This is a genomic window from Bradyrhizobium sp. 137 (genome assembly GCF_023074095.1).
Taxonomy (GTDB): Bacteria; Pseudomonadota; Alphaproteobacteria; order Rhizobiales; family Xanthobacteraceae; genus Bradyrhizobium.
The window spans coordinates 135,015-159,816 of the sequence record NZ_JADPKU010000063.1; the positions used below are offsets into that span (position 1 = coordinate 135,015).

Genomic DNA, 24,802 nt, shown 5'->3' on the forward strand with positions numbered 1-24,802 from the left:
CGCGGCGAGCGTCGAATGGGCTTCGGCGCTCAGAGGTGAAGCGCCTCGCCTAGTTGAGCAGGCAGGGCTTCTGCGGCTGGGCACGCGTCTCGGCCATCCAATCGTTCCAGGCTCGCTCATGCTTGACGTAGAGCTCCAGCCAACGCGCGCCGTGCTCGTTCTGCTGCAGACTAGGCTCCTGATCAGGCAAACCGGCGCGCAATCGCGCATCCGGATTGTCCAACGTTTCGAACTCTAGCGTCTCCGAAATCGTCAGGCCGACGAGAACACGCTGTCCCGCACCATCCACAATGTATCGCCGCGGAGCGTCCTTCTTGGGTTCACTCATCTCGTCATGCCCCCATTCGTTTCAGTGAGAACCCCGAGTGCCTGCCGGCGAGCCGGACGGTGCTTAAAAGGCTCGTCGGGCATGGCCGAATGTTGAGGCGGGAGTCGAGGTCTCAGCGGAGCTTGCAGCCCTTCGCTGGACGCGCCAAGCACGCAGCGCATATCCCAAGATGAGGCCAGCGCCAAAAATGGAAGCGGAGACAAATGCAGAAGCCATGGAGAGTCGTCCCGGATAGTCCGGAGACACATCAAGACCGAGCAGTGTGTCGACATCATGATTTTCGATGACTCCCGGCGCCGAAAGATTGCTCACGCCTTGACTTCTTGTGTGCATGCAAGGCGATGCCGTGTTCGATCATCCACCCCCACCTCTCGTTTCGGCCGGCAACGATTACACTCTATACAGAGATGCTCTTGCGAGCCTGCGGGTCCCAGGCTTTGATCGTCGAGCAGGAGCGCTTCGCGCAGACCCCGCTTCCCGCAACGGGAATTTCGGGCCGATCGGTCGGCCGATGCCCTTGCAACCGTCCGGGAGCCGTCGCATTATTTCGCATCGCATTTCGAAGGGATTCAATCCAATGAACTTCCGCGTGCTTATTCCATCCATTGCCCTGTCTGCTCTTGGCCTCACCTTGACGGCATCGGTGGCGCCAGCCGCCGAGCTCGCGCTTGGTCCGGCGCATCATCAGGCGGCTTTCGTCCAAGGCGGGCTTGTGCTGTGGGATAATGTCTACCCGCCCGCGATCTACGGTCCCCAGCTTCGCCCGGTCGAGGAAGTCGCGGCCATGAAGGCGCAGGCACGGCCCGTGTCCCAGCGCTGGTGGGGATACTGGTACGTCCGGTAAATTCGAGAGCGCTTGGCTGAGGCGAGCCAGGCTGGATTAACGACTGGCGGCGGCCTTTGTTTGAGGCGCGCCATATTCGTTCGACCGCCGCGCGGCAATATGGCCACGGAGCCGATGCCTTCTCCAAGGCCTAGGTGATGAGGAGCTGCCATTGTGCAGCGTGCGAGTTGCGTTTTCCAGGCTAGAGCTAGCTGCGACACCACCGTACTGATCCGGGGCGAATTCGCGCGACGCTCGCACCGCCATTGGTACGATAGCGTCGCCTCCTCGAGATCTACGATCTTGATCTGGTACACCAATTCGATCGAGAAGAAGCTCCAGCTCCCCACGATCATCAATTGACGGCATGGCGAGCTACTTCGCCTCGCCCTGCCAAACAAAAATTCGCCCGTCGCAGCATGAGATTTCGCATCGCTGATGCGCTGCTTGAACTCGCTAAGTTCGGGCGAATTTGGCAGATCCTGGTCCCACCGCGACGTCTTTGCTGTCGCTACACTGTGACCTGTTTGGACAGCCCTGACGCGGATCTCGGCAGTGCCCCGATCAGCAAGGCGCGCTCTGGCTCTCGCAATGCAGGTGTAAAGCGACCTTTCGGTGAATGGAGCTCCCCTCCGGCCCTGTGCGCCTCCGGCATTGAGTGCGTCGGCCAGCTGCTTGTAGGTGTAGCTTTGCTGGAGCTTCGTTTCGAACGACTCAAGGAAGGGGCCGCGCTCCAGTCGTTTGGCACAGAACGACATGCCCAACTCATCGTGCCCAAGGATCTTGATCAGCTTGCCGCTTTTGCCACGGAACACATCGAGGTCGCGGCCGTGCGGGTCTCGCGTGAACGCGTCCTGCACCAGCAAGGCCAGCGAGCCCATGCGACGGCGCATATCGGCGTGGCCGGTCGCAATCCACATACGAAGCTCCACTATCAACGGTGCAAGACTCTTAAGCGCTCTCAAACAGAAGTCAGTTATAAGCCCATCTGACTGCGCAATGCGTCACGCTGTTCGCGAAGGTCTCGGAGTCGTTCAGCGTTGTCGGATTGTATCTCCTGCCACTCGATGCGATCCTCGGCAGTCCACAAGTAAGACTCGCGATTGAACCGATCTTTCTCTGCCCTATCAAACTCCATGTACAGCTTGATGTCTCGCTCAAGTTGGTCAAGTTGCTCCTGGAGGGTTCTTGGCATCAGCCGTTCCTCGGCTCCGCATCAATCCCGCTTTTGATCTTCGAGGCTATCGGTGCGGCGATCAATAGGCCTTCCCTCCTCACGGATGATACCCTCAATCTTAATTAAAGTTGCTTCGGACTTTAGATGTCCCGGCGTCGGGCGCGATTCTCTGCGTCACATAGTTCAGATGATCCAATCCAGCGTTATGTGGAAAAGCTGAACTCCCCGAGGGAGCGGCAGAATGCGCCATGACCCCTGCAAGATCACCGCCCTTCTTTGGCTTTGATTTGTGACTTTTTGGGGAGAGTGGTGGCCGCCTCCCCAATCTCACAGGGGAGAAAATTGGGGGCCAAACACGAGCAACAACATTGCTCAGAAAGAAAGAACTGGCATTCCTCTGCAATTGGAGCGCTACTGAGTCGGCCAGCCGCGACGGCAGCGCTGATATCTCACCTCGCGGGCGCGCGGGCTTAAGGCAGTGCGGCAGATGATGCTGCACGATGCGCCAAGCGTCAGCGTAAGGAGATACGGTTGCGTAGCATTGAGACCGAACCTGTGGGAGTGTCACAGATCTCCATGATCAAGTTCAAATCCTCATGGCCGGCGCCATTTCGGGTGTGTTTTGCTGAGCCGATGCTGGAGACGGATAGAGCGGCGCGACGGTCGAAATCGCGAACAGAATTATGACTGTGATTTGATCGAAGATACTCCTTCTTGACCGGTACGGATTTATCTGCCATTTTAAATCAGACGCATTGATTAAAATATTTAAAAACGCCTCTTTAAGAGATATTTTCAATATCGTACTCGTTCCCCCGGGATGGACGATGATGGACCGTTTGCACACATATCAGAAGAACATAGATCGATATGTGCGCCTGCTCGAAACGACGCTGACCGAAGTTGAACGGCAGTACATTGAGAGGCGCTTGGCCGAAGAACGATCGGCTATGGCACTGCTGTCTGCCTCGTCGCCTCGGATGGCTATCGAGCCTAACGTTGCCAATCAGGCATGCAACCGCCGGCCCAGTTTCCACGCCTCAGAATAGAGCATCGACATCTCCTTCGCTTACCGTCGCTAGGTCCCAGAGTGTCTGGAGCGATCTGTTTTCCGATATCGTAGGCCGTTAACACTTGCCGAAAATTCGTGCGCAACCTGACCTGGGCTCTTACTGACGGCTTGGATGATCACCTCCAAATTAGCGTTGGCGTGATGGTCAGTGATCGACCGTTGCTGGTAACCATCCCGATGCCTCTCCAGCACACCGCCGCTTTCATTCTTTCAATTCTGCATTCATATCCCGAGGACTGCCAGCGCCCACGATGATGCAGGATTCGAAATTTACGCTCCTCCGTTCAACGCCGGCGAGAGCTCGCCCGGATCAATTCAGTGGTGAATTTCGGCATAGCGCCAAAGGATCCGCCCGCAACTCGAGATGACGTGGAAAGGCAGATTTTCCCTTACGAAGGCAATTGCGGCGACTATGCCGTCACCAAGCGCGATCGACTGCTGCGATCCGGCTGGCCGCGCTCGGCTCTCCTTCTCGCTGAGGTCATCATCCGAACTAACGGAGAGCATCATCTCGTGCTGCTCGTGCGTAAGAGAAGAGTGGTCCTTGTACTCGATAATCTGAGCCCGGTCGTGACGCCACTAGTCGAGGCGCTGGATCGGTACGTCATCGTGCGCGCGGAATCTGGCACAGATCCACAACGGTGGACACGGGACGTCGCCGCCTTCTAGCTAGGCTATTGGCCGACTACCGGGCCAAGACTGAAAGCTGTCATCAATCCGATCCAGCTTTTCACTGCAGGGGACTTTTGGCACACCGCTGCAGCCAAGCTGCCGTTAATCTAAGCTTGATTTTCGTTCTGTTTCACCCTCCCTAGCCAAGTCAATTCCGTGTAAGCACAGATTTCCATTTCTGGGACTAATATGACCAAGAAACGAGCACTTATTACCGGCGTCACCGGCCAGGACGGCGCTTATTTGGCCGAACTTCTTCTACAGAAGGGATACGAGGTCCACGGCATCAAGCGCCGGACCTCCCTCTTCAACACCGATCGCATTGATCATCTGTATCTCGATCCGCACGAGCCCGATCCCCCCTTCCGGCTCCACTATGGCGATCTAACGGATTCATCGAGCCTGATCCGGATCGTTGGCCAAGTGCAGCCACACGAGATCTACAATCTCGCGGCGCAGAGCCACGTTGCCGTTTCGTTCGAGGAACCCGAGTATACGGCGAACTCCGATGGCCTCGGTACCCTTCGCATTCTCGAGGCGATGCGGATCGTCGGATTAGAAAAGACGACCCGGTTCTACCAGGCATCGACCTCTGAACTCTACGGGCTCGTTCAGGAAATCCCTCAAAAGGAGACCACTCCTTTTTACCCGCGTTCGCCGTACGCTGTCGCCAAGCTCTACGCGTATTGGATCACGGTCAATTACCGCGAAGCTTACGGGATGTATGCTTGCAACGGCATCCTGTTTAACCATGAATCTCCCGTCCGCGGCGAAACCTTCGTAACCCGAAAGATCACGCGAGCTTTGGCGCGGATCCGTTTGGGCCTGCAGGAACGTTTGTATCTAGGTAATCTCGACGCGCTGCGCGACTGGGGACATGCGCGCGATTATGTTGAGATGCAGTGGTTGATGTTGCAGCAGGAGAAGGCAGAGGATTTCGTCATCGCTACCGGCAAACAGCACTCGGTGAGGGACTTCGTCAACGTCGCGGCCAGCGAGATTGGAATGCGAATTCGCTGGGAAGGCGCGGGGGTCGATGAAAAGGGATACGATGCCCAAACTGGAAAGTGCGTTGTATCGGTCGATCCCAGGTACTTCCGACCGACCGAAGTCGAGACGCTTCTCGGTGATCCTGCCAAGGCGAGACAGAAGCTCGGATGGGAGCCGAAAACGTCGTTCGAGAGCTTAGTTCGGGAGATGATGAAGGAGGATCTCGAATCCGCAAAGCGCGACGAGCTGATCAAGCAGCACGGCTTCCGCTACTTCGCGCGACACGAATAGCCTGTTGGTAGGTCGTCATCGCGATTGATGAGAAGCAAGTAAGCGCTCTCGCGGCGCTTGCTGTTGGCTGCTCTTCCCAAGCGACGTCATCGCGGTGTCATCTCTCTTAGGCCAAGCGAACCGCATCTTCGGCCGGAAATGAGGCGTTAGAGACCGGACCGACGTCTCGCTGCTCTTGCCAAGACCCCAAGGTTTCCGAGGAGATGTCTTGCCGCTATCGCCGCACTCTTGCCTTCGGTGACTTCCTGGAGCTTATACTGAAAGTAGTCGGGCAACACACGATCCAGATCGAAGGGGCTGGTTAGCGACGAATAACCCTCGGGACAATAATCGCCGCGACAAAAAACGAGAAGATTCTGTCGATACGAATTCGGCTGTCGTCATATATCTGCGGTCGGACGCAATCGAAGGCGCTGTAACCATGGCCGCTAAAACGTTCTGCCCAGTAGGATGGCCACTGCTCGTTCAGGTGGTTTTTACCGCCTTGCCCTTTGACTGCAGCAGAGAACACTACGATTGGCGCAGCGGCCACGAGCGCGGAAACGAACTCATTCGCGCTACTCTCGGGCAAATGCTCGGCCACCTCTAACGAACACGCCAAATCGAATTTGCGGCCGATATCGGTGATGGATCGAAGGTCCATGGATCTGAACCTTTCCGACGGAATTCTGAGCTGATCACGAGGCACATAGTCGCCGTCAATTCCGAGATAATCGCTTACACCGTTCGTAGCGAATTCGTGCAGCCAGGTGCCGACTCCGCAGCCGACGTCAACGACCGAATTTACTTTGAAAAGTCGAAGCACCAGTGGGACGATCACCGACGCAGATTCGAAAGACCCGCCGGACTGCTCCTTGAAGAACTGCGCACCGTAATGCTCAGCGACAGACTTCTCCATATCGACACCTCCGGACACCCAACCCTCCGGACAAGCAAGCCTGCGCCATGCCGGCGCATAACGTCAAGCCCGTCACTCATTGGAGTTTGCAGCAAAATGTGACCTATGCGACCGAGTTCCGCACTGCCACATTTGTGGTACGCGACCTCGGCTCGCGGATCGCACTCCCAACTTCGAGCGCTGCAATAACGCGGGCTCTATCGCGGCAATACGTTCGGGTCTCTTCTTCAATTGATCTTTCACCGACTTTGAAGGACCTGGGCAACATCGCGTATTTCGAAGAATGCGTCGCCGCTTTGCCGCCATTGTTTCGAACGGAACACTGGCGTGCTTAGCATGGAGCGGGTTGACCTCCCTTTAAGTGGAGGTCAAATTGCCGGGTGGGCTGTTCAGGCGACAAGCACAGGCGAACTCATTATGCTCACAGCGCCGCTACGCTTTGCCGGCCGATTGCGCCGCTACATTTCCCGCCGCCTTTACGGCGATCCGGACTCCCATCTTGAACTATGTTCCGGCGTGATTCATGTCGGAGCAAATGCTGGCCAAGAACGAGACCTCTATGCCCGACACAAACTCAAGGTGGCGTGGATAGAACCTGTCCCGGAGCAATTTGAAATGCTTCGACAAAACATCCGTTCGCTGCCTGACCAGCGGGCAATCAACGCTCTGATCGCCGATACTGATGGCAAGCCCTATACTTTCCATGTCTCGAACAATGATGGCCTGTCATCGTCCATTCTGGATTTGCATGACCACAAGGACATTTGGCCGGATGTGCGCTACGTCCGCGACATAACGGTTCGTTCTTTGACGTTGAAAACGGCTCTTGAAATGTGGCAGGTCGATCCCGGGCAATACGATGCCCTTGTGTTGGACACCCAGGGTTCGGAGTTGCTGGTTCTGCGGGGTGCGCAAGAAATCTTGCGGCAATTCAGGTTCATCAAAGCAGAAGCGGCGGACTTCGAGTCATATCGGAATTGTGCGACCGTTGATCAAATATGCTCGTATCTGAAAGCTTTTGACTTTCAGGTGAGACGCGAGGACCGGTTTGCGAAACGTGCATCTGGTGGCGCCTATTTCGACATCTTGTTCGAACGCGTCTAAGGCTGAGGTCAGCGAATGACGCCAACCTGCCGGCTTTGGTCTGAAGCGGATCTGATCCGCTGATTCCCTCTCGACTCCTGGCGGGCCGCGCCCGTTCTCCCCCCGCGTATCCGACGACAGGCGCCCTTGCCTCGCCGCCGCCCTACGAACAACCGAAAACGGCCAAACTCCCCGAACGAAATACGCGGTGCTAATGTTCCCGCGATTTGATTCAACGTATGCGGCGATAGATATGCAACCCGTATCGCGAGCGGCGGCCCATTTCAGAGCTGATGTCGAGGGGCTTAGGGCGATCGCAGTTCTATCGGTCGTCGCCTTTCACTACGGAGTTCCAGGGTTAACCGGCGGATTTGTTGGCGTAGACGTCTTCTTCGTCATATCCGGTTTCCTGATCACGCAACTTCTGCTTCGGGAGATAGCCGCGACCGGGAAACTCGATTTTCTTGGCTTCTATGGTCGCAGGGCTAAGAGACTCTTGCCTGCCGCCTTCGCGGTCACGCTAGCGACCTTGATCATCGGATACTTCGTGCTGGCGCCCTTTGAACAGAAGGAAATGGCCAAGTCGGCCGCCGCTTCAGCGCTGTATGCCGCCAATGTCTGGCTCCTCCACCAGTCCATGAACTATTTCGCCCCCGAAAGTTCGCTCAATCCCTTCCTTCATACGTGGTCACTTTCGGTCGAGGAACAATTTTACTTGGTCTGGCCCGCGTTTCTCCTCATTGTCGGTCGTTTCAGCCAAAAGATCATCCTGCTAGCTTTGCTGATCGTAGTGTTCGGATCGTTCGCTGGCTGCATCTACCTGACCTACGGCAAGCAAGCTTGGGCGTTCTATCTCGCGCCCCCTCGAGCGTGGGAGTTTGGAGCAGGAGCTCTGATTGCAACAAGACCCTTCGAGCGTTGGGCAAAGCAGCCGGGCTCAAGTTCAATCATTGGATGGTTGTCATTTGCGATTCTCATCCTGTCGTTCTTTGCTATCGACGGCTTCATGCCGTTCCCGGGAGTAGTTGCCGTTGTTCCAGTGGCAGCTACGGCACTGCTGCTGCTCACGGGGGACAATCCTGCTGGACCGTCCGCTTTGCTCAGGACGCAGCCGTTTCAGTTTTTCGGTGCCCGGTCCTACGCCATTTACCTCTGGCATTGGCCGATTGCAGTTCTCGGTACGGTGCTTGTCGGCAGCACGGCACTCGCTAACTGCCTCTTCTTTGTCATGACGGTCGTTCTCTCCTCGCTCAGCCTCGCCTGGCTCGAATACCCGATCAGAGCTAGTCACTGGCTGGCACAACGATCTGTCCGCTCAATTGTTATGGGCGGCGCTCTTACGCTAACCGCCACAGTTGCCGGCATCCTCTCGTTCACGATTGCACATTACGTTACGGATGGTGCGCAAGCGAAGATAGTTGCCTCAACCTCCAAGTATTCACTTTCGAGTGAGAGCGGTTGTCTAGCCGGGTTCACGACACCGAGGCCAATTCGTTGCGTGTTCGGGCCATCGAGCTACACGAAGACAATTGTGCTGTTGGGAGATTCTCATGCCGATCAATGGACGACCGCGCTTGCGACTATTGCGGAACAGAGAGGATGGCGGCTTATCACTTACTTAAGAGCTTCCTGTCCTGTCGCCGATATCCCGGTTTCCAAAGTCTACAGTTTGCGGCTCCGTCGGCTTTCGCCCCAATGCGCAAGCTGGCGCGAGCAGACAATCGCGATGATAAAAACTCAAGATAGCCCGGACGCGATACTGTTGGCGCAGTTTTCGAGCGGAAACGTCAAGGGACCATTCACCAATCTGGGACCTAACGCAGTGAGCATTGACACCTGGGAGCGTGGATTATTTGGAGTCCTCAAGAAGCTCGAACTGGTCAAGGCCAAGCTCATTGTGATCCGCGACAATCCCACTCCTTACCACCCGGTCGGAAATTGTCTCGCTCGGGCGGAATGGCGCGGCCTACCATTCAGCACGTGCAGCCGTAGTCTTTCGCTCACTACAAGCAACGAAGTGTTCGAAGCAGAGCAACGTGCCGTCTCGTCCATCAACAACGCGCGCATGATCGACCTAACATCGTCGATTTGCACAGACTTGATGTGTCCAGCTATTCGTGATGGCGTCGTTGTCTATAGAGACGCAAACCATCTCACAGTCGATTTCACACTAGTGCTTATGGATCGTCTCGCCGCAGAACTAATAGCCGCTCTCTGAGGAAGATCGTGTCGGTCATGCATCCCAGCGAGCGAGACTCGGGCGTGAGCGCTCATCGCGGCACTTACTTCCGGCTAGTCTCGGTCGACAAATCTATCGCAGCGCAGCTGGTTGAGGCCAGGCACCTCAGGGAACACGAACCGCATTCTCCTCCGGCAGTGCAACGTTGTCGTTGGCGCCCTCTCGGCCGCTGCTCTCTTTCCCAGCTGAGTTGGACTCGCCCGCCATGACTTCCGCCCACCGGCGAACGATGGTCCGCCGATCCCATCGATCCAGCGCGCGCTTTCGTCCTTCATCGCCGTAACGCCGGCGGAGTGCGGGCGACTCACTGAGCTGGCAGATCGCAACTTCCAGTGCGGACGAACCTCCGGGCGGGATTACGATGCCTGCGCCGGTCACTTCCGCCGCCAGCCCCGTGCCCTCTTCGGCCATCGCAATGACCGGCCGAGCGGACGCGAAGATCGCGCCAAGTTTCGAGGGCAACACCAGATCGGCCGCCTCGGCCTTCTGCGGAATGAGATGAAAATCGGCCGTCGCCATCAGCTCATTGAAGCTCTCGTTGGGCTGAAGCCCAAAGAAATGGATGTTGGAATGTCCCGCGGCCATCTGCTCAAGCCTCATCTTGTGAGGCCCCTCACCTGCAAGGATGAAATGAATATGCGGATGGCTTTGCTCCAACCCGATCGCGGCCTCGATCACCAGGTCAAGGCCCTGCTTGTTCGACATCGTTCCGGAGTAGAGCGCAACGATATCGCCCTCGCCAAGCTTCAGCTGCTGGCGATGTTTCGTCATTCGTGATCCGGGGCAGATCGCGCTGGTATCAATCCAGTTTCTGACCTCAAGCGCTTTGTTGGGCGCTAGCCCCTTGATTACCAGGCGGAGCAGCATCGCCTCGGAAATAGTTGAGACGCGATCGAAGGATTTGAGGATTGCAGCTTCCGTTCTCAACATCCAGTTGCGCAGTGAATGGTTGCGCAGGAGACCAAGATCGAAGGCCGCGTCGACCTCGAAATCCTGCACATGAAGCCATGATTTAGCGCCGACGCGACGAGCGACGAACGAGACGAAGCCCGCCGACATCAGCGATGGCGCGACAGCGATCATAACGTCCGGTCGCCAGGATAGCGCCTCAAAGAGGACCGGTGCCGCGCTCGTGAGCGCGAACGAAGCGTGATGGACCAGCCGTTTAACGCCCGAGGGATGTCCGGGCACATAAATCGGCGCACGTGTTACTCGAACGCCGTTAATATCTCTCGATCTGAAGTACGCCGATTTGAACGCCGAGGGGACCCTCCAGGCCGGATAATAGGGAGGCGCCGTAATGACTCGAACTTCATGACCGTCGGCTGCCAAACTTTCGCAGAGCTCGGCGTTGTATTTCGCCACGCCGATCAGATCGGGGGCATAATTGATGCCGACCAAGAGAACACGCATAAAGTACACCCCAATTCAAACTTCAGAATAAAAAAATCGCTTGCAATCTAAGTCGTCTACTCAGCGCGTTGCGCCGACTTCCAGATGGCGTCCGTGGCCCTCTAGATAATCTGCGTAGGCCGTCGCGAGGCCGGCCCGCAGAGCAACTTTCGGTCGCCAACCAAGCCCTCGAATTCTCGAGCTATCCAGCAGCTTGCGTGGCGTTCCGTCAGGCTTGGAGGTATCGAACGCGAGCTTGCCTCCATAGCCCACGACTTCCGCTACGGCCGCCGCGAAGTTTGCGATCGAAAACTCATCACCACTACCGACGTTTATCGGCAGGTCGCTCGAATAATTCTTCAGGAGGAAAACGCAGGCATCGGCGAAATCATCGACGTTGAGAAACTCGCGGAGCGGCGTGCCGGTGCCCCATACGGAGACGCTTGGCGCATTGGCGATCTTGGCTTCGTGGAAGCGCCGGATCAGCGCTGCAGGGACGTGACTATGGTCCGGATGATAATTGTCGCCACGGCCGTAGAGATTGGTCGGCATCACCGAGATGAAGTCATCGCCATATTGCCGACGATACGCCTGGCACATCTTGAGACCAGCGATCTTGGCGATCGCATACCACTCGTTGGTCGGCTCAAGCGGCCCCGTCAGCAATTCGCTTTCGGCGATCGGCTGCCTGGCGTGCTTGGGATAGATACAGGATGAGCCGAGGAACAACAGGCGCTGCACGCCAACCGTGTGACTTGCGCGGATCACATTCAATTCCACCGCAAGATTGTCGCAGAGAAAGTCGACCGGGAAACTGTTGTTGGCTGCGATACCGCCGACCTTTGCAGCGGCGTGAACCACGACCTCGGGACGATTGGCCTCGAGCCATCTCAGCGTGGGCTCTTCCTTTGTGAGGTCCAGTTCACGCCGATCGGCAACCAGTACGGTGCAATTCTCTGACGCAAGTCTCCGGACGACAGCTGATCCGACCATGCCACGGTGCCCCGCGACAAAGACACGTTTGCCCGTGAGATCGTAGCTGGAAACCCCTGTCATCCTATCCTCTACCAGCGGCCGATCGGATCACCACTCCCAGGAGATCCAGCCACCGCCGCTTTAAGCAATCACGCTGCCGATGCAGCCCCGCCAATCTGGTAACACAATCTTCACCATGCGACAGCCTATCCCGGCCCAACAAAGATATTCATAGTGAACCTGCGCCGCGCGCACAAAAGAGCAGCACTCTGCGAAACAAAAATGAGCAAGGCAGCCGCATGAGCTGTGCGGCTGCCTTTAAATCTTTGAAAGAAACGGCGGCCGCCGCTCCTTCAGCCCAAGCTCAATATGCCCGACGTATGACAGGACCGACAGGCGCGCAAACGCGGTCCATGTACCAGCCATAGGGCGTCTCGACCCGCACCAAGGGGCAACGGCGCACCGGCACATAGCGGTATGGGTACGGCTGCGCCCAGAACGTAACAGGCGTCACCTGGCTCTCGCCCGTGAGCAGGGCTGCCGGTGCGGGCATCTGCATCGCGGCGCTTGCCCCGCCCGCTGCGCCGAGGGAAACAATCGCGGCCAAAAGACCTGCTCGCATCAACGTCTTAAACATCCAAAAAGCTCCTCGCCCCTACGGATTTGATCCCCCGCCCCGCACCCGTCAGACCCCCGCCGACCGACTTCATGGGTCGTAAACCACTCCGCGGCTAGCCCAAATAGCGAACCGAACTTTACCAAGGCCATCGGTGGAAAAGCAACCGACGCCACGGCGGCCAAAGGCCTTTTGGGTCATATGGCGCACAGGTGTGGCTTCTTAGTCCTACTTTTCCGCGCTCCAGGCACCCGGGGCAGCGAGGTCGGGTGAACGGCGGTACACATCCCGAACGAACTGGTAGTTGACCGTCTGCGCCAGCGGCACGTCTTCCTCGCCGAGCTTGGCGAAAATGAGAATATCCCGGAGCGTCCGCCAGCGGCTTTCGTCGTAGTCGCCAATACGACCGCCCATCGGCAGCACCAACGGCCGCTGCTGCTGCAGTTCGAATTTCAGCCGCTCAGGGCTCAGCCTCGTCGGGCCGGCGCCGGCGAGAACGGGCACGCTCCGTGCATAGTCCGCATAGGCAAATTGCCATCCTCGAATGAGGCCCTGAAGGACGTCGGCGATCAAGGATGGCTGTTCATGGACGAGACCATTGCTCGCGAAGTAGACCAGGCCTGGGACGTGGATGCCGTAGTCTTGCGGCTTGATGACATTCAGCTTCACGAAAGCCGAACTGGAGGGATCGGGTTGCTCGTCGATTGCGGTGATGACCGCATCCACCTCTCCGGCCCGCAGAGCCTCGAAGCTGTCGCGGCCTGGGACCTTGGTGATCTGGCTGCGCGGAAGCCCGAGCTGCGCCATCATGGCATCGAAAACGACGTCTCCCTCACTCGCCCTGCGGTACCCAACCCGCTTGCTGACCAGATCAGCCGGCCGCCGCAATCCCGAGGCTTCGAGCGTGAAAACGGCGACAGAGGTGTCGAGAAAGCTCGCAGCAAAGGCGGTCACGGGCACGCCACGCCAGCTCGCCAGCAAGAACTTCTGGCCGCTCGTCACGCCGATGGCATGTTGGCCTGCAATGGTTTGGACGAAGTCAGGATCTTCAGTCTGGGCCAACACCTCAATGCGAGTGGAGAAGTATCCCTGTCTGGATGCAGCGAGTTCGCCGGCAAACCGCGCGCCATATGGCCCGTCCAGGAGGAGCTTGACGCCTGCCGACTTGGGGGCTGTCGGGGCTCGCAGCGACGAGACATCGGTTCGGAGAAAAAGGAACACACTCCCCACCAGGGCGGCGCCGGAGAGACCCATCGCCAGATAACGGCTCCATCTTTGGCTGGACCGCCGCCGGGACCGGGTTCGCGACAATCATATCTCCCAAGGGGCTACGAAAGTTAATATCTCAGTCTAGGCAAATGAGCTACAATCAATCAGGAAGTTTAAGGTTACTTTCCGCTTCCCGTTGTTTCGAGAATGATTTTGGCCGACACCGCGAAATGTCGGACAGTTTATTTTGAGTAAATGGATATTTGACAGGATGACTCTTGTTTCCACTCGGCCCTCGGCTGTTTGTGATTCTCCGGCGAAGATTCGCATCATCGAGCAGCCTCCGGCGACAGCTAAAAGCTTAGCGCCGAGGTGGTTGCGGCCTATGGTCGTTGAACGACTTATGACGCTCATGGATGCAGTGTTAATCCTGTTCAGCGGCATTGGCTGTGCCGTCGGCTATCACGTCGCAACTGCCGGCACGCTCGGCAAGGCCGACGTTTATGCGGCGGCCAGTCTATTGGTTGCAATCAATTTCGTCCTTCTGACGATCGTCCAGCAGGGCTACCGGCTGAAGACTATCACCGACTTGGCCCGCACGTTCCGGATGACGCTGACGACGTGGACCGGCCTGTTCGGCGCGCTGCTGGCGATCGCCTTCACGATGAAGGTCAGCGACGAATTCTCCCGCGGCACCACGATCTCGTTCTATCTGAGCGGCCTCGCCGTCCTGCTCGCCTGGAAGGCAGCCGCCGCGCGCTGGACCGCGCATGCCTTGCGCACCGGCGCCTTCGCCAACGGCCGCGCGCTTCTGATCGCCGAGTTCGGCCTTGCTACCTCGTCCAACGCGGTCGACGACCTCGGCCAGCACGGCTACCGCCTGATGCGGGTGCTGGAGGTCCGGCCCAAGGACCTCGATTCGCCGCTGCTGCTGTCCTCGCTCGCGCCGCGCTTCGAGGAGCTGATCGCCTATGCGCGCGAGAGCCGGATCGAGCACGTCTTCCTCTTGATCAACTGGAGCCGGCAGCATGCGATCGACAGCATTCTGGACGTGCTGAAGATCCTCCCCGTTCCGGTGCATCTGGTGCCGGACGCCAACACGGCGCGCTTCCTGCGCTATCCGCTTGAGGGCACCGGCAACACCTTCACCGCCGAGCTGCGCCGCGCCCCGCTCACCTTGCGCGAACGCGCGCTCAAGCGCGCGCTGGACCTCGTCGGCGCGAGCCTTGCGCTGCTGGTGTTCGCGCCCGTGATGCTGGTGACCGCGATCCTGATCAAGCTGAGCTCGAAGGGCCCGGTGTTCTTCCGCCAGACCCGCAACGGCTTCAATGGGCGCGCGTTCAGGATCTTCAAGTTCCGCACCATGCGCGTGCTCGAGGACGGCCCGACGATCGTGCAGGCGCAGAAGAACGACCCGCGCGTCACGCCGATCGGCAAATGGCTGCGCAAGACCTCGATCGACGAGCTGCCGCAGCTCCTCAACGTGCTCAAGGGCGACATGTCGCTGGTCGGCCCCCGCCCGCACGCGGCCGCCCACAACACCGAATATGAGCAGATCATCGGCAACTACGCCTTCCGCCACCACGTCAAGCCCGGCATCACCGGCTGGGCCCAGGTGAACGGTTATCGTGGAGAAACCCGCACGCTCGAGCTGATGCAAAAGCGCGTGGAGCATGATCTGTGGTACATCAATAATTGGAGCGTGGGGCTGGATATCAAGATCATCACGCGAACCGCCTTTGGCATGCTCAATACCTCGGCATATTAGTTCGCATTCAGGCCGACCACCCTCCTATGAATCCCAATCGACGTTTCATTGTGGCGATCGGACAAATTCCACCGCCAACAGACGGCCTCGCCTACATCACGTCGGAGTACGTCAAGCTTCTCGCTGAAGATCACGACGTCAGGGTTCTGAATATTTCACCAAGGGTGTCGAAGCGGGGTGTTGCCTATCATCTATCGAGGACTGCAATCGTGCTGGGCGCATCGCTGCATCTTGCGTTCCATGCATGGCGGGGGAACCGCGCCTGTTACATGCCGTGCCAAAGCGATTTTGGTCTCGTCTATACGGCCTATCTCTTGGCCGTTGCGCGGCTGTTCCGCTATCCGACGTATCTTCATCATCATAATTTCGGATACATCAACGAGAGGCGCAGGATGATGGAGTCCACGCTCCGAGCGGGCGGCTCCGAGGTCGTGCACATCTTCCTTTGCGACTATATGCGAACGCGCTTCGGGGAGACCTATGGGCAACCAAAACGCTCGCTGGTGATTTCGAACGCCGCCTTCGTTTCTCCCTTGGCCAACCGAACCATCCCCTCACCTGGCGGGCTGCTCAGAATAGGACTTCTGAGCAACCTTAATCGCGAAAAAGGCCTCTATCTCTTCCTCGATCTGTTGCGCGCGGCACGCGACCAAGGCTTAAACATCCACGGAACGCTAGCTGGGCCAGTGCGCGAGCCGGACGACAGAACCGCCCTCGTGGCTGCGCAGAAGGAGTTCGGCGAACGACTGCACTACGCCGGTCCACTCTATGATGACGACAAAACCCGCTTCTACCAGTCGATCGACGTGTTCGTGTTTCCGACCATCTATGCCAACGAGGCCCAACCGACAGTACTCTATGAGGCGATGGCGGCGGGAAACCTCGTGCTCGCATACGAAAGAGGCTGTATAGCCTCTCAAATCCACAAGCATGGTCTCATCATTTCGGCAGATCAGCCATTTGCCCCGCAGGCACTGGCTTGGTTAAGCGATTTGCACAACAACTTTGATGGCGCGCGACGAAGCTCTGTTTCAGATGAAATGAGGATACGTCATATCGACGAGAGAGAACGCGCCCGCAGAGGCTTCGACAGTGACTAACTATCCGACAAATACAACCCACAGAGATTCCGAACAATCCAAGAAGTCTGGCATGGCGCATTCGCTCCGGGCACGGATTGTTCGCGGCTTCGGAGCCGCTGGGTTATTTCAGCTCGCCAACATTGTTCTTCAATTGCTCCTATTACCGGTGCTCGCATCACACTGGGGTGCAAACCTCTATGGTACATGGGTGATGCTATTCACCCTCCCGAGTTTCCTCTCGCTGAGCGATCTCGGATTTGGGAGCACATCGGCCACGCAGATGACTATGCGGGTAGCGCGCGGCGAGTTCGCCGAGGCAGCAGTGGTGTTCCAAAGTGCTTGGCTGACTATGCTCTGCTTGTCCTCGATATTTTGTGTATGCGTTGGGGTAATCGGCGCACTCCTACCCGCTGGGGCTTTCCCATCCTCCGGTGCAGTTTCGGCGGACGAGCTTCGATACACCCTTTGGCTTTTGATTGGATATTCGTGGATCGGTCTCCAAGGTTGGATGATCATCGGAGTTCTCCGCGCTAACGGCGATTTTGCTATTGGCACCTTCACAATGGCGATCGTCGTTCTCGTCGAAGGAGGCGTGATAGCAACCTCCGTTGTCTTGGGCGGATCTATGGTGCTTGCCTCAGGGCTCTACCTGCTCCTGCGCTTTTTTGGTGTTTTGGCATTAGTTCTACAGGCAAAACGGCGAGCGCCGTGGCTTGAACTGGGATTTGAGAAAGTCAATCTAGAAGAGATCAAACGGCTCTTTGCTCCGTCTGTCGCCAGTATGATCATCCCCATGTCACTAGCCGGAGTTCTGCAAGGCACTGCGTTGGCGATCGGCATCGGAGCAGGACCGGTCCATGTAGCGGCATTTACAGCCGTCAGAACCTTAACGCGGGCCGGGGTACAAATTGGCAGTCTCGTGTGTAACGCCAGCGCCCCAGAATTTTCAGCAGCTTTCGCGCTAGATGAGCGAGGGCGACTCATCCAACTTTATGGACTCACGCTCGCTTCCTCCGTAGCTGTGTTGATTCCAGCCTTCTTCTTCCTTTGTTTTTTCGGTGAGCGGTTTGTGGAGTTCTGGAGCGGGGGAGCAATTCGGCCTTCAAACTCCGTGCTGATCGTTATGACACTCGTGATGTTCCTGCATGGCCTTTGGTATCCAGTGTCCAACCTTCTACAAGCGATCAATCATCAACGTTACTACGCCTACCGCTACCTCTTTCTGTCGATTGTATCGGTATTCCTCACTTATCCATTGGCTAGACGCTTCGGCGCAGTCGGCGGCGCTATCGCCATGTTCTTGCTCGAATCAGCAATGTTCGTCCTAATAAGCGGTTTAGCCACTAAGGTCATAGCCCGCCCCGCTGAGGTGCGAGCGTTGATTTCCCAGCTATTTGCGATCGCGCGAAATGAACAGAAATGACTGACCCGATTTGACCAGAAGCCACGATTTTAACGATCATTTCAAAGGAAAACAAAAAATGTCCATAGTTGCATTACGGAGAATAGAGGCTTTCGCTTCGGCCGTTCGCACTTTCGGCTTTATCAACGCCCGCATGGCGTCTGTGCGCCGAGCTCCCTCAAGACATAGATCCAAAATCATCTCGCTTCGTCTTCGCGAAAAAGGCGACATTTCACTCCGGATTGCCTCGAGCCACTGGGAAGTCCGCAAGTAAGTTTATCTCCAGCAGGATTATGCTGCGCCAAACACAGATTGGATCGAACGCTTCCGCTTATTGTTTTCGAATCTCACGACCAACAAATCCCATGGAGCGGGTCGACGCATTCGTTCTTTGCTGCTCTCACGAAATCAGACGCGTGACTGCCTGCAACGTGATGAGAACACATTTTTCCTATTCCAAGTCTCTGCTAAGTGCCTCCACGAGCGGACGACTAATCGCCCAATCGAACCCGCGCCGATCACCGGGCGACCATGTTAGCGTTTAGGTTGAGCGGCGATAAACGATTCCGCCGATGGCTGGCGGGCTCATGTTCGCTCGCGTCTAGAATCGTCCGAGCATGAGCCTTCGAAGCGCAGTCTGCCAGAACTTAGGACGTTGGATCAGATAGATTAGCGCTTCTTTGGTGCCCTCCTCTAGAAGGAGCCTTTTGAAAGCAGACCATTTTAAGCTGCGCTTCAAAATAGCGCTCCTTCGTCGCAGCAGACCCTCGACTTCGGGACCCTCTAGTACTGGCTCTTTTTCAAGGTAAGACTCGTTCACTTTAAGAGCTACCTCGAAATTATGCCTCCAAGCTCCTGCGCCTGTCGTGGTCCACTTTCTTAATAATGGACTAAACGGCAGCGTGTACCTGTAGAACGCCTCATTTGAAACATACGCAACGCCCCCGATAAGAAAAAGTCTAGCAAGAAGTAGAAATCTTGAGGGAACCGGGCCTCCAAATTGTAACTCAAACCTGTAGCAGTGATGAATTCCTTTCGGATTATTGGCTTAAGAGTACCATAGTCGTGCTTCCATCCGACGCTCGATAGGTATCGATGCAGGTCCAACTGGCCACCGAGCGTTTTGGAGTCGAAGACTAAGCCAAGGGTTGAAGCGCTATTAAAGGCAGGCACCACAATCGAGCAAACCGGCATTTTCGAAATCCTGAATCAAACACCTCAACCGAGGAGGAAGCCTCTGATCTCGATGAAATCGCCGCCACGTACCTTCTCATATTTCTTCAAGTATCCTGCGAGGGTGGACCTTACCAGAGATTAGGTCCCTGAGCGCCAGAAGGTTACCTCTGAACCTTCCGCGACGATCTATCCAGGGTTCGGGCCATGCGTACCGCGCGATGTTCATCGCCAAATTCCTCGCGATATACCTGATTACAAGTGGTTGAGAGACGAGCCCACGCGATTTGAGATGCAATGGATTGGCAATCTGCGAGTAACCGTATTTACGACCCGAAACCCGCGCCTTCTTCACCCCTAGATGTACTCCGACCAAATTGGTCGCACGGACAACTCTTCCATGGAGAACGACCATACGGCTAAAGCACATATCCTCTAGCCACCCGTAAAGGGGCAGTTCCTCATCGAACCGAAGGTCCTGCTTTTTGACCAACGGCATTCGGACCGCCATATTGCACCCGTAGGCACTGAAGACGTCCTCAATCATGGCAGAATGGTTCTCCGAAACACGCAACGTCTCTTCGGCCTCCGAGGCTGACAGTCCAGGTCCCGATGCACCGTCTGCGACCACACGGCCAGTCAACAACTGAATGTTTTCGTCAGAGGCAAAAATAGTTTCCAAACTCTCGATGTAATCACTTCGCATGATAAAGTCGTCATCGAAATAGATGACGATGTCGAATTCGGAGCATCTCTCTAAAATCCTGTTTCGCTGCGAACACAGCCCCGACGCTTGATCAGAGATTACAGAGACGGGGCATGGCACCTGATCAAGATCATTGCGATCGAGATCCTCCTCGCTCGTGATCGAGAAGAATACGTGGTCGGGCGACCTCGTTTGCCGAGCTAGCGCAATGATTGAGAGCGCAATAACGTCGCGCCTTCCCTTCGTTGCATATCCAACTGCTATGCGCATGCATCCTCGCTGCTCAGTCTGAAAAGTGGATCTTCGCCAATCAGATCCACGGCTTGATCGAAGTAATACTCGGATGCTCTGTTAGCTATGACATTGCTGTTCGGCGCGGTTGATAGGCCACGTGCTTGGAGGGTCTAGCTACAGCCCGATCCAAAAGAGCAAGGCAAATACCTAGATAAGGGCTGCTGAAATAGGTGATTGACGCGGACGCCGAATAGGAGATGCAAACCACCAGGTACACAGCGCTGAATAAGGCAAGCGGCGTACGATTGTTGGGGGAGAATGAAAGAAGGCAGTGGAGAAGGATCAGCCACATCAGGCCATGGAGAGCCAACCCAATCAGACCAAACTTGTGAAAGATCGCCACATGAAGAAAGTGGACGTTGTTTACCTTGTCGGCACCGGTGATAGAAGCGCTCTGGACTGAGTTGTCCCTGGAAGCTGACATATCAATCGTTCGTCCCAATCCAAGGCCCGTCACAAGGCCTATAGCTCCCGCCTCATTGAGGTCGGCCATAACCTTCTCGGCTTCATAAAAGCGCTGCTGCGTAGCGACGTGGTTCGATAGATCATCCCCCTGGATAAGCAGCACGGCCTCTCGGATGTTTCGTGAAAAGCCATCAACGACAGCGCGATCCAGCGAAAGAGCGACGAAGTAAAGGAGCAGGGGCACGATCGCGAGTGGCAACAACCGGACGAGTTGCCGCTGGAAAATCGCTGCGGCTACCAGCCCTACATAGACGGCGACATAACCAGCTCGGTTCCCTTCAAGTTGCCATGCTCCTGTCTCGGTGACCCCGATCAGGGACGAACCTAACAGGAGCACGCCCAAAACTCGATACCGACCGGACAAAGGCCCCGAAAGAAAGAAAACCGCCAAGGTCAACAGCAAGACGCTGTCCAATGATGACGAAACATCAAGAACCTTCGTTAGCAGCTTCACGACCAACAGCAGAGCGGCACAGACCGCGATCGCGCTCACAAAACGCTCGTCCGAGCCACAATAGTCGGACTTAGTGTACGAGTTCTGTATCAGAACAGAAAGCAAGTTGACGGTGAAGTAAGCCAGCCAAGCCAAAATGTGAATGATGCTGTTCGTTAGTAGCAGCCCAATCATCGCCGCTACGGGAACGAAAATGAAGTTTAGTAGGTAGATCTTGCTGAGCGAACCGCCCACCACGCCGCTTATCCTGCCCAGAAAGAAACATTGCACTCCTAGTGCGGCGGTTGTCGTCGCAAGGTTGACGTAGGGAATAGCTTCGAAGCCCCGAAGGCCCACCCCATAAGCGAGCGCGAGGCTGGAAGAAACGCCGGTTATCGTTACGGTGAATACCATGTAACGGAGAAATTTCGTTCCGTCGTACGATCGGCTGAACGATTTTGACTGAGGGATCATGACACCACGATCGCATCCGGATCTACGCTGTCCCATCTTACTCGACCGCTCTGCCTAGTTTGCCCTGGAACGAAAAAGCAGGTTTGAAAGCAAATTTTCCCTGGATATCGCCGCCCGCATCGCGTGTTCGGAGGCGGGCGCCCCCGGGGCTACCACAACGTTGTCAGTTGATTGCTCCAGGTACTGAGCCGCTTCACTCGCGACCTTCGACAGGCGTCCTCCAACAATGCGGTTGGCCCTGACCCGATTGCCCGTCGGGGCCCACATCCGGCGTTCGTCTAACCTCAGCGCCGGATAACGTACCAATGCCTCAGGCGCGCTACTGAGCACGCGCTGATAGTTCGACAAAAGAGCGCGGCCGGCCTCGGAATTTGGTCCTTGCCACGTCAGCCCTCTCCCATCCATGGTCACTGCATACGTGCCGTCCATGATGAACAGATTATCGTGAACAAAGTTATCCTTCCCGCCCCCAATCAGGATCGGTTCCTGCAACGCTCAAATATATTACCTTCGATTTCGACCCCACTAAACTGATCGTCCAAATATATTCCAATGACTAAGCTCTGGGCAGAAGTTGGGTTTCCAAGGTCATGGATGTAGTTCTTAGCGATTACATTGCCTCTCGCGATCCAGCTACGATCTAGGTAAAGACCCCCTACATCGTCCGTCCACAAGGCAACATTCGAGATCTCGTTGCCGATGATTCGATGATCGTTGCCTTCCAGTATGATTGCGGAGTGAGGCCCCCCCTCAATGATCGAGTTGATCACTGAGTTTCCAACGCCTCGGATCTGAACACCGGGACGATAGCTGAAACTTTCCAGGCCGAAATCTTGGACGATCGATTCCTCGATCGAGTGTCCCGAGGGCGCGAGTGTTTGATAGTCTCCGCCGATTATTGAGACGCCAGTTTCCGAGCTATCTCTGATGACGCAATGACGTACTACGTTGCGATGTCCACCATAGATGGCAATTGCGGTCGAACCCGAATGCCCGATGAAGCAGTTTTCTAGAGTTATGTCATCGGAGTCGGAGATAGTAATCACGTCTCCGAGCGCTTGCTCGATCGCCACATTCTCGATTTTGATGTTCTTGGCATTCTTCATCACTATGACATTCTTGAGGATTGCAACTTCGTAGGAGGCGCCCGGCTCCCCGAGGATGATCGCTCTCTTCTGCCCCGCATCCAAGACGTAGGTATCTTTCTCGCTCAGAAAACCAAGAGCGTTAAAAAGTGAAAGGCGAAATGAGCCGCGCGTAGAGAGACCCAAAGCGCCAGATATCTTGTGGTCGCGATCAGGCTCCGATGCGATCAACGAAGCCGTCTCATATTTCCAATCCGCGTTCCAGAATCCACCAATCCATACGTTCTTTTCGCCCCGCACGACATCGAACAAAAGGTCAGGAAGCTTCAAATGCACGAGCTTATCGGCAGCATCGACGTGAGCGATCACTTCGCGGCTAAATCCCACCTGAGGCCACCGAGCGATCCTTAGGCGGCGACCTTGGTGATACAAATCAAAATTGCTAGAAGCACCTCTTTGATCCATTCCCCGTTTCGAGAGTTCGGCCCTCCCGTTGAACCTACTCACATCTAGCTCGAAGAGACCAAGCTCTGGCTCGCGCCCCAGCCATTTTTCCGCCCGACGAGAACTCGGTGTCAGACCAGAAACTGTGATCGATCCCTTTAATTCCGTTTTCGCATTCGTCGCTCCTCTTATGATCAACGGAGCTTCTGGTACCCCGGAGTCGGCTGCGGAAAGCTCCAGGGGTGCAGTCAGCCGCACTGCGCCGGCGGGCAGATTTACGACAATAGCTTCAGAGGGGGCTTCCCGCCGATGTTTTCGGGCCAGCAACATTGCATCTCGAAGAGAAAGTCCGCTTTGGCGATCTGAGACATCTATGTGGAATTCATCTGCCCGCAGACTGGTTGAGCTTCCAAAGAGTGCAAGGCTGACCGCGAGGGCGATCCATAGGTGTTTGCCGCAAGGCATCCGTTTACACTTTCGAATTCTACGGACCTGTCGTACGCAAGGAGGCGATCCAGTGTGCCAGAAAATGGCCGGTCTAATTTTGCGAAAGGCTATACCGGAACGAACTTTGGTTGATCATACTACCCAGTACTACATCTTCACGCCCAAACGAACTAAGGCTGAAGGACTTGCACCGATCGCTATCGAAGTAGCAAATCTTGACTCTGATCAGACGAGGACATCTGTTCTTTACGCTTATCAGATGGTCGATCATCCGAGGATTCACCTTCTGCATTCGAGATGCGGCCTCCACGTCCAAACACGGTCGATTCAGAGAGTCGCGGATCACCTGATTGCCTGAATTCTCCGGCCCGCCTTGGAGCCTTAGTCTCGCGGCTGGAGCGGGGGCGCTGGTCTGAGCCGAGGCGGGCTCAAGAAGCGACTGGAGCACCGCAAGCATCAGGAACGCTGACGTTAGCCTCCTCGGTCGACGTCGAATATTACTCATCACCGCCACAACCTCTCATCCAGATACACGCCGGGAATACTGACCTTAAGACCCTCCCGAGATAATCTCTTCGCAAACGCCTCCCGTGGGATCAGCTCCACATTCGCAAGGCTCGCAACAAGGCGATCCTTTTCTTTCCAACCGCCCCCCATCAGGTTACGGGCGGCGATTTCCACGAAGTCGCTGTCGACCATCGCGGAAAACTCTGCCACAACCACAGCCTGCGTCCCTGCGCTCAGGCTAGCAAACGCGGCGAGTGCAACGTTATTGCGGCGAAGGCTGATCCATCCTTCCAACGGGCCGGTCTCGTAGGATTTGCTGAGAAAGCCAACAGCCCCCTCCTCGAAGCCGTGTCGCGTGATCTCCAGCGAATACAGCACGAGCCAGAGAAAGGAGTCGGTTGGGTTGAACGCTAAGGATGACTTTAGCTTGTCATCTAACGCGGTCGCCTGACCGTCGGCCTCTCCCGGGCTCTGTCGTCCCAACGCTTCTTCTGCGATTCGAAGCCGGATCAACGCTTCCGCCCGCACCCAGTCGCTTCGCCTCCTAAGGCGTTCGGGACTAGTGGGCACCATCGCGAGCACTTCGTTCAGCGTGGCCGCCTTGAAGCGATCATCCGCGAGGATGTGCGCCATGAAGCTTTTCGCCGGCGCTGCCGACCAGGACGCAGGTAGAATCATTACGGACCAGAGTCCCGCGGCACAGCCTAGCAATAGCCGCAAAGCCTGAACGCCTCTTTGCAGGCTCGTAAGGATGAAG

Annotated in this window: 19 protein-coding genes; 7 read left to right on the forward strand and 12 right to left on the reverse strand. The window is 56.3% G+C overall.

Annotated elements, in window-relative coordinates; all coding sequences use genetic code 11:
• Positions 1-49: 49 nt before the first annotated feature.
• A complete protein-coding gene (locus IVA78_RS19805) occupies positions 50-328 on the reverse strand; it encodes a hypothetical protein (RefSeq protein ID WP_247355428.1) in 279 nt (92 codons plus the stop codon).
• 744 nt (positions 329-1,072) lie between these two features.
• On the reverse strand, positions 1,073-2,071 hold the full coding sequence (tnpB, locus tag IVA78_RS19810; protein WP_247467205.1) for an IS66 family insertion sequence element accessory protein TnpB: 999 nt from the start codon (positions 2,069-2,071) through the stop codon (positions 1,073-1,075).
• A gap of 1,650 nt (positions 2,072-3,721) precedes the next feature.
• Here tnpB and IVA78_RS19815 point away from each other — a divergent pair.
• Positions 3,722-4,069, forward strand: coding sequence for a transglutaminase-like cysteine peptidase (locus tag IVA78_RS19815; protein ID WP_247467352.1), 348 nt, complete (start codon positions 3,722-3,724; stop codon positions 4,067-4,069).
• Positions 4,070-4,261: 192 nt separating this feature from the next.
• Positions 4,262-5,353: a GDP-mannose 4,6-dehydratase gene (gene gmd, locus IVA78_RS19820; RefSeq protein ID WP_247467209.1), complete on the forward strand. Its 1,092-nt coding sequence runs from the start codon at positions 4,262-4,264 to the stop codon at positions 5,351-5,353.
• Between the two features lie 301 nt (positions 5,354-5,654).
• Here the strand turns inward: gmd and IVA78_RS19825 are convergent, their stop codons facing one another.
• Positions 5,655-6,251 (reverse strand): methyltransferase domain-containing protein, encoded by a 597-nt coding sequence (locus tag IVA78_RS19825; protein ID WP_247467212.1) that lies wholly within the window; start codon positions 6,249-6,251, stop codon positions 5,655-5,657.
• Positions 6,252-6,587: 336 nt separating this feature from the next.
• On the opposite strand from IVA78_RS19825, the gene IVA78_RS19830 reads away from it, so the two are divergent.
• Together IVA78_RS19830 and IVA78_RS19835 are read left to right on the forward strand one after the other, a co-directional pair.
• On the forward strand, positions 6,588-7,355 hold the full coding sequence (locus tag IVA78_RS19830; protein ID WP_247467214.1) for an FkbM family methyltransferase: 768 nt from the start codon (positions 6,588-6,590) through the stop codon (positions 7,353-7,355).
• A 232-nt stretch (positions 7,356-7,587) separates the two neighbouring features.
• Positions 7,588-9,552, forward strand: coding sequence for an acyltransferase family protein (locus IVA78_RS19835; protein ID WP_247467217.1), 1,965 nt, complete (start codon positions 7,588-7,590; stop codon positions 9,550-9,552).
• Positions 9,553-9,678: 126 nt separating this feature from the next.
• On the opposite strand, the gene IVA78_RS19840 is transcribed toward IVA78_RS19835, so the two are convergent.
• The 4 genes from IVA78_RS19840 to IVA78_RS19855 form a co-directional block, all read right to left on the reverse strand.
• Complete coding sequence (locus IVA78_RS19840; RefSeq protein ID WP_247467220.1) at positions 9,679-10,986, reverse strand: WcaI family glycosyltransferase; 1,308 nt, start codon at positions 10,984-10,986, stop codon at positions 9,679-9,681.
• Between the two features lie 60 nt (positions 10,987-11,046).
• A complete protein-coding gene (locus IVA78_RS19845) occupies positions 11,047-12,021 on the reverse strand; it encodes a GDP-L-fucose synthase (protein WP_247467222.1) in 975 nt (324 codons plus the stop codon).
• Between the two features lie 283 nt (positions 12,022-12,304).
• Complete coding sequence (locus tag IVA78_RS19850; protein WP_247467226.1) at positions 12,305-12,577, reverse strand: hypothetical protein; 273 nt, start codon at positions 12,575-12,577, stop codon at positions 12,305-12,307.
• A gap of 207 nt (positions 12,578-12,784) precedes the next feature.
• Positions 12,785-13,810: an ABC transporter substrate-binding protein gene (locus IVA78_RS19855; protein WP_247467229.1), complete on the reverse strand. Its 1,026-nt coding sequence runs from the start codon at positions 13,808-13,810 to the stop codon at positions 12,785-12,787.
• Between the two features lie 367 nt (positions 13,811-14,177).
• On the opposite strand from IVA78_RS19855, the gene IVA78_RS19860 reads away from it, so the two are divergent.
• The 3 genes from IVA78_RS19860 to IVA78_RS19870 are packed head-to-tail and all read left to right on the forward strand — an operon-like array spanning position 14,178 to position 18,038.
• Positions 14,178-15,533: an undecaprenyl-phosphate glucose phosphotransferase gene (locus tag IVA78_RS19860; protein ID WP_247467231.1), complete on the forward strand. Its 1,356-nt coding sequence runs from the start codon at positions 14,178-14,180 to the stop codon at positions 15,531-15,533.
• Between the two features lie 26 nt (positions 15,534-15,559).
• Positions 15,560-16,633, forward strand: a complete 1,074-nt coding sequence (locus IVA78_RS19865) for a glycosyltransferase family 4 protein (protein ID WP_247467234.1) — start codon at positions 15,560-15,562, stop codon at positions 16,631-16,633.
• A 52-nt stretch (positions 16,634-16,685) separates the two neighbouring features.
• On the forward strand, positions 16,686-18,038 hold the full coding sequence (locus tag IVA78_RS19870) for a polysaccharide biosynthesis C-terminal domain-containing protein (protein WP_247467238.1): 1,353 nt from the start codon (positions 16,686-16,688) through the stop codon (positions 18,036-18,038).
• 1,249 nt (positions 18,039-19,287) lie between these two features.
• On the opposite strand, the gene IVA78_RS19875 is transcribed toward IVA78_RS19870, so the two are convergent.
• From IVA78_RS19875 to IVA78_RS19895, 5 genes are all read right to left on the reverse strand, one after another.
• A complete protein-coding gene (locus IVA78_RS19875; protein ID WP_247467241.1) occupies positions 19,288-20,166 on the reverse strand; it encodes a glycosyltransferase family 2 protein in 879 nt (292 codons plus the stop codon).
• An 85-nt stretch (positions 20,167-20,251) separates the two neighbouring features.
• Complete coding sequence (locus IVA78_RS19880) at positions 20,252-21,502, reverse strand: hypothetical protein (RefSeq protein WP_247467244.1); 1,251 nt, start codon at positions 21,500-21,502, stop codon at positions 20,252-20,254.
• Positions 21,503-21,616: 114 nt separating this feature from the next.
• Entirely contained in the window at positions 21,617-22,054 is a 438-nt protein-coding gene (locus tag IVA78_RS19885; protein WP_247467247.1) for a hypothetical protein, read from the reverse strand.
• Positions 22,036-23,421 carry a right-handed parallel beta-helix repeat-containing protein gene (locus IVA78_RS19890; RefSeq protein WP_247467250.1) on the reverse strand — a complete coding sequence of 462 codons (1,386 nt, stop codon included), beginning with the start codon at positions 23,419-23,421 and terminating at the stop codon, positions 22,036-22,038. The genes IVA78_RS19885 and IVA78_RS19890 overlap by 19 nt, the downstream gene beginning before the upstream one ends.
• A 621-nt stretch (positions 23,422-24,042) precedes the next feature.
• Positions 24,043-24,678 carry a hypothetical protein gene (locus IVA78_RS19895; RefSeq protein ID WP_247467253.1) on the reverse strand — a complete coding sequence of 212 codons (636 nt, stop codon included), beginning with the start codon at positions 24,676-24,678 and terminating at the stop codon, positions 24,043-24,045.
• Positions 24,679-24,802 lie beyond the last annotated feature (124 nt).

Coding starts and splice junctions, on each gene's coding strand:
- IVA78_RS19805 (WP_247355428.1), bottom strand. CDS start 328: ATGAGTGAACCCAAGAAGGACGCTCCGCGGCGATACATTGTGGATGGT.
- tnpB (WP_247467205.1), bottom strand. CDS start 2,071: ATGTGGATTGCGACCGGCCACGCCGATATGCGCCGTCGCATGGGCTCG.
- gmd (WP_247467209.1), top strand. CDS start 4,262: ATGACCAAGAAACGAGCACTTATTACCGGCGTCACCGGCCAGGACGGC.
- IVA78_RS19825 (WP_247467212.1), bottom strand. CDS start 6,251: ATGGAGAAGTCTGTCGCTGAGCATTACGGTGCGCAGTTCTTCAAGGAG.
- IVA78_RS19830 (WP_247467214.1), top strand. CDS start 6,588: ATGGAGCGGGTTGACCTCCCTTTAAGTGGAGGTCAAATTGCCGGGTGG.
- IVA78_RS19835 (WP_247467217.1), top strand. CDS start 7,588: ATGCAACCCGTATCGCGAGCGGCGGCCCATTTCAGAGCTGATGTCGAG.
- IVA78_RS19840 (WP_247467220.1), bottom strand. CDS start 10,986: ATGCGTGTTCTCTTGGTCGGCATCAATTATGCCCCCGATCTGATCGGC.
- IVA78_RS19845 (WP_247467222.1), bottom strand. CDS start 12,021: ATGACAGGGGTTTCCAGCTACGATCTCACGGGCAAACGTGTCTTTGTC.
- IVA78_RS19850 (WP_247467226.1), bottom strand. CDS start 12,577: ATGTTTAAGACGTTGATGCGAGCAGGTCTTTTGGCCGCGATTGTTTCC.
- IVA78_RS19855 (WP_247467229.1), bottom strand. CDS start 13,810: ATGGGTCTCTCCGGCGCCGCCCTGGTGGGGAGTGTGTTCCTTTTTCTC.
- IVA78_RS19860 (WP_247467231.1), top strand. CDS start 14,178: ATGGATGCAGTGTTAATCCTGTTCAGCGGCATTGGCTGTGCCGTCGGC.
- IVA78_RS19865 (WP_247467234.1), top strand. CDS start 15,560: ATGAATCCCAATCGACGTTTCATTGTGGCGATCGGACAAATTCCACCG.
- IVA78_RS19870 (WP_247467238.1), top strand. CDS start 16,686: ATGGCGCATTCGCTCCGGGCACGGATTGTTCGCGGCTTCGGAGCCGCT.
- IVA78_RS19875 (WP_247467241.1), bottom strand. CDS start 20,166: ATGCGCATAGCAGTTGGATATGCAACGAAGGGAAGGCGCGACGTTATT.
- IVA78_RS19880 (WP_247467244.1), bottom strand. CDS start 21,502: ATGGTATTCACCGTAACGATAACCGGCGTTTCTTCCAGCCTCGCGCTC.
- IVA78_RS19890 (WP_247467250.1), bottom strand. CDS start 23,421: ATGTTGCTGGCCCGAAAACATCGGCGGGAAGCCCCCTCTGAAGCTATT.
- IVA78_RS19895 (WP_247467253.1), bottom strand. CDS start 24,678: ATGGCGCACATCCTCGCGGATGATCGCTTCAAGGCGGCCACGCTGAAC.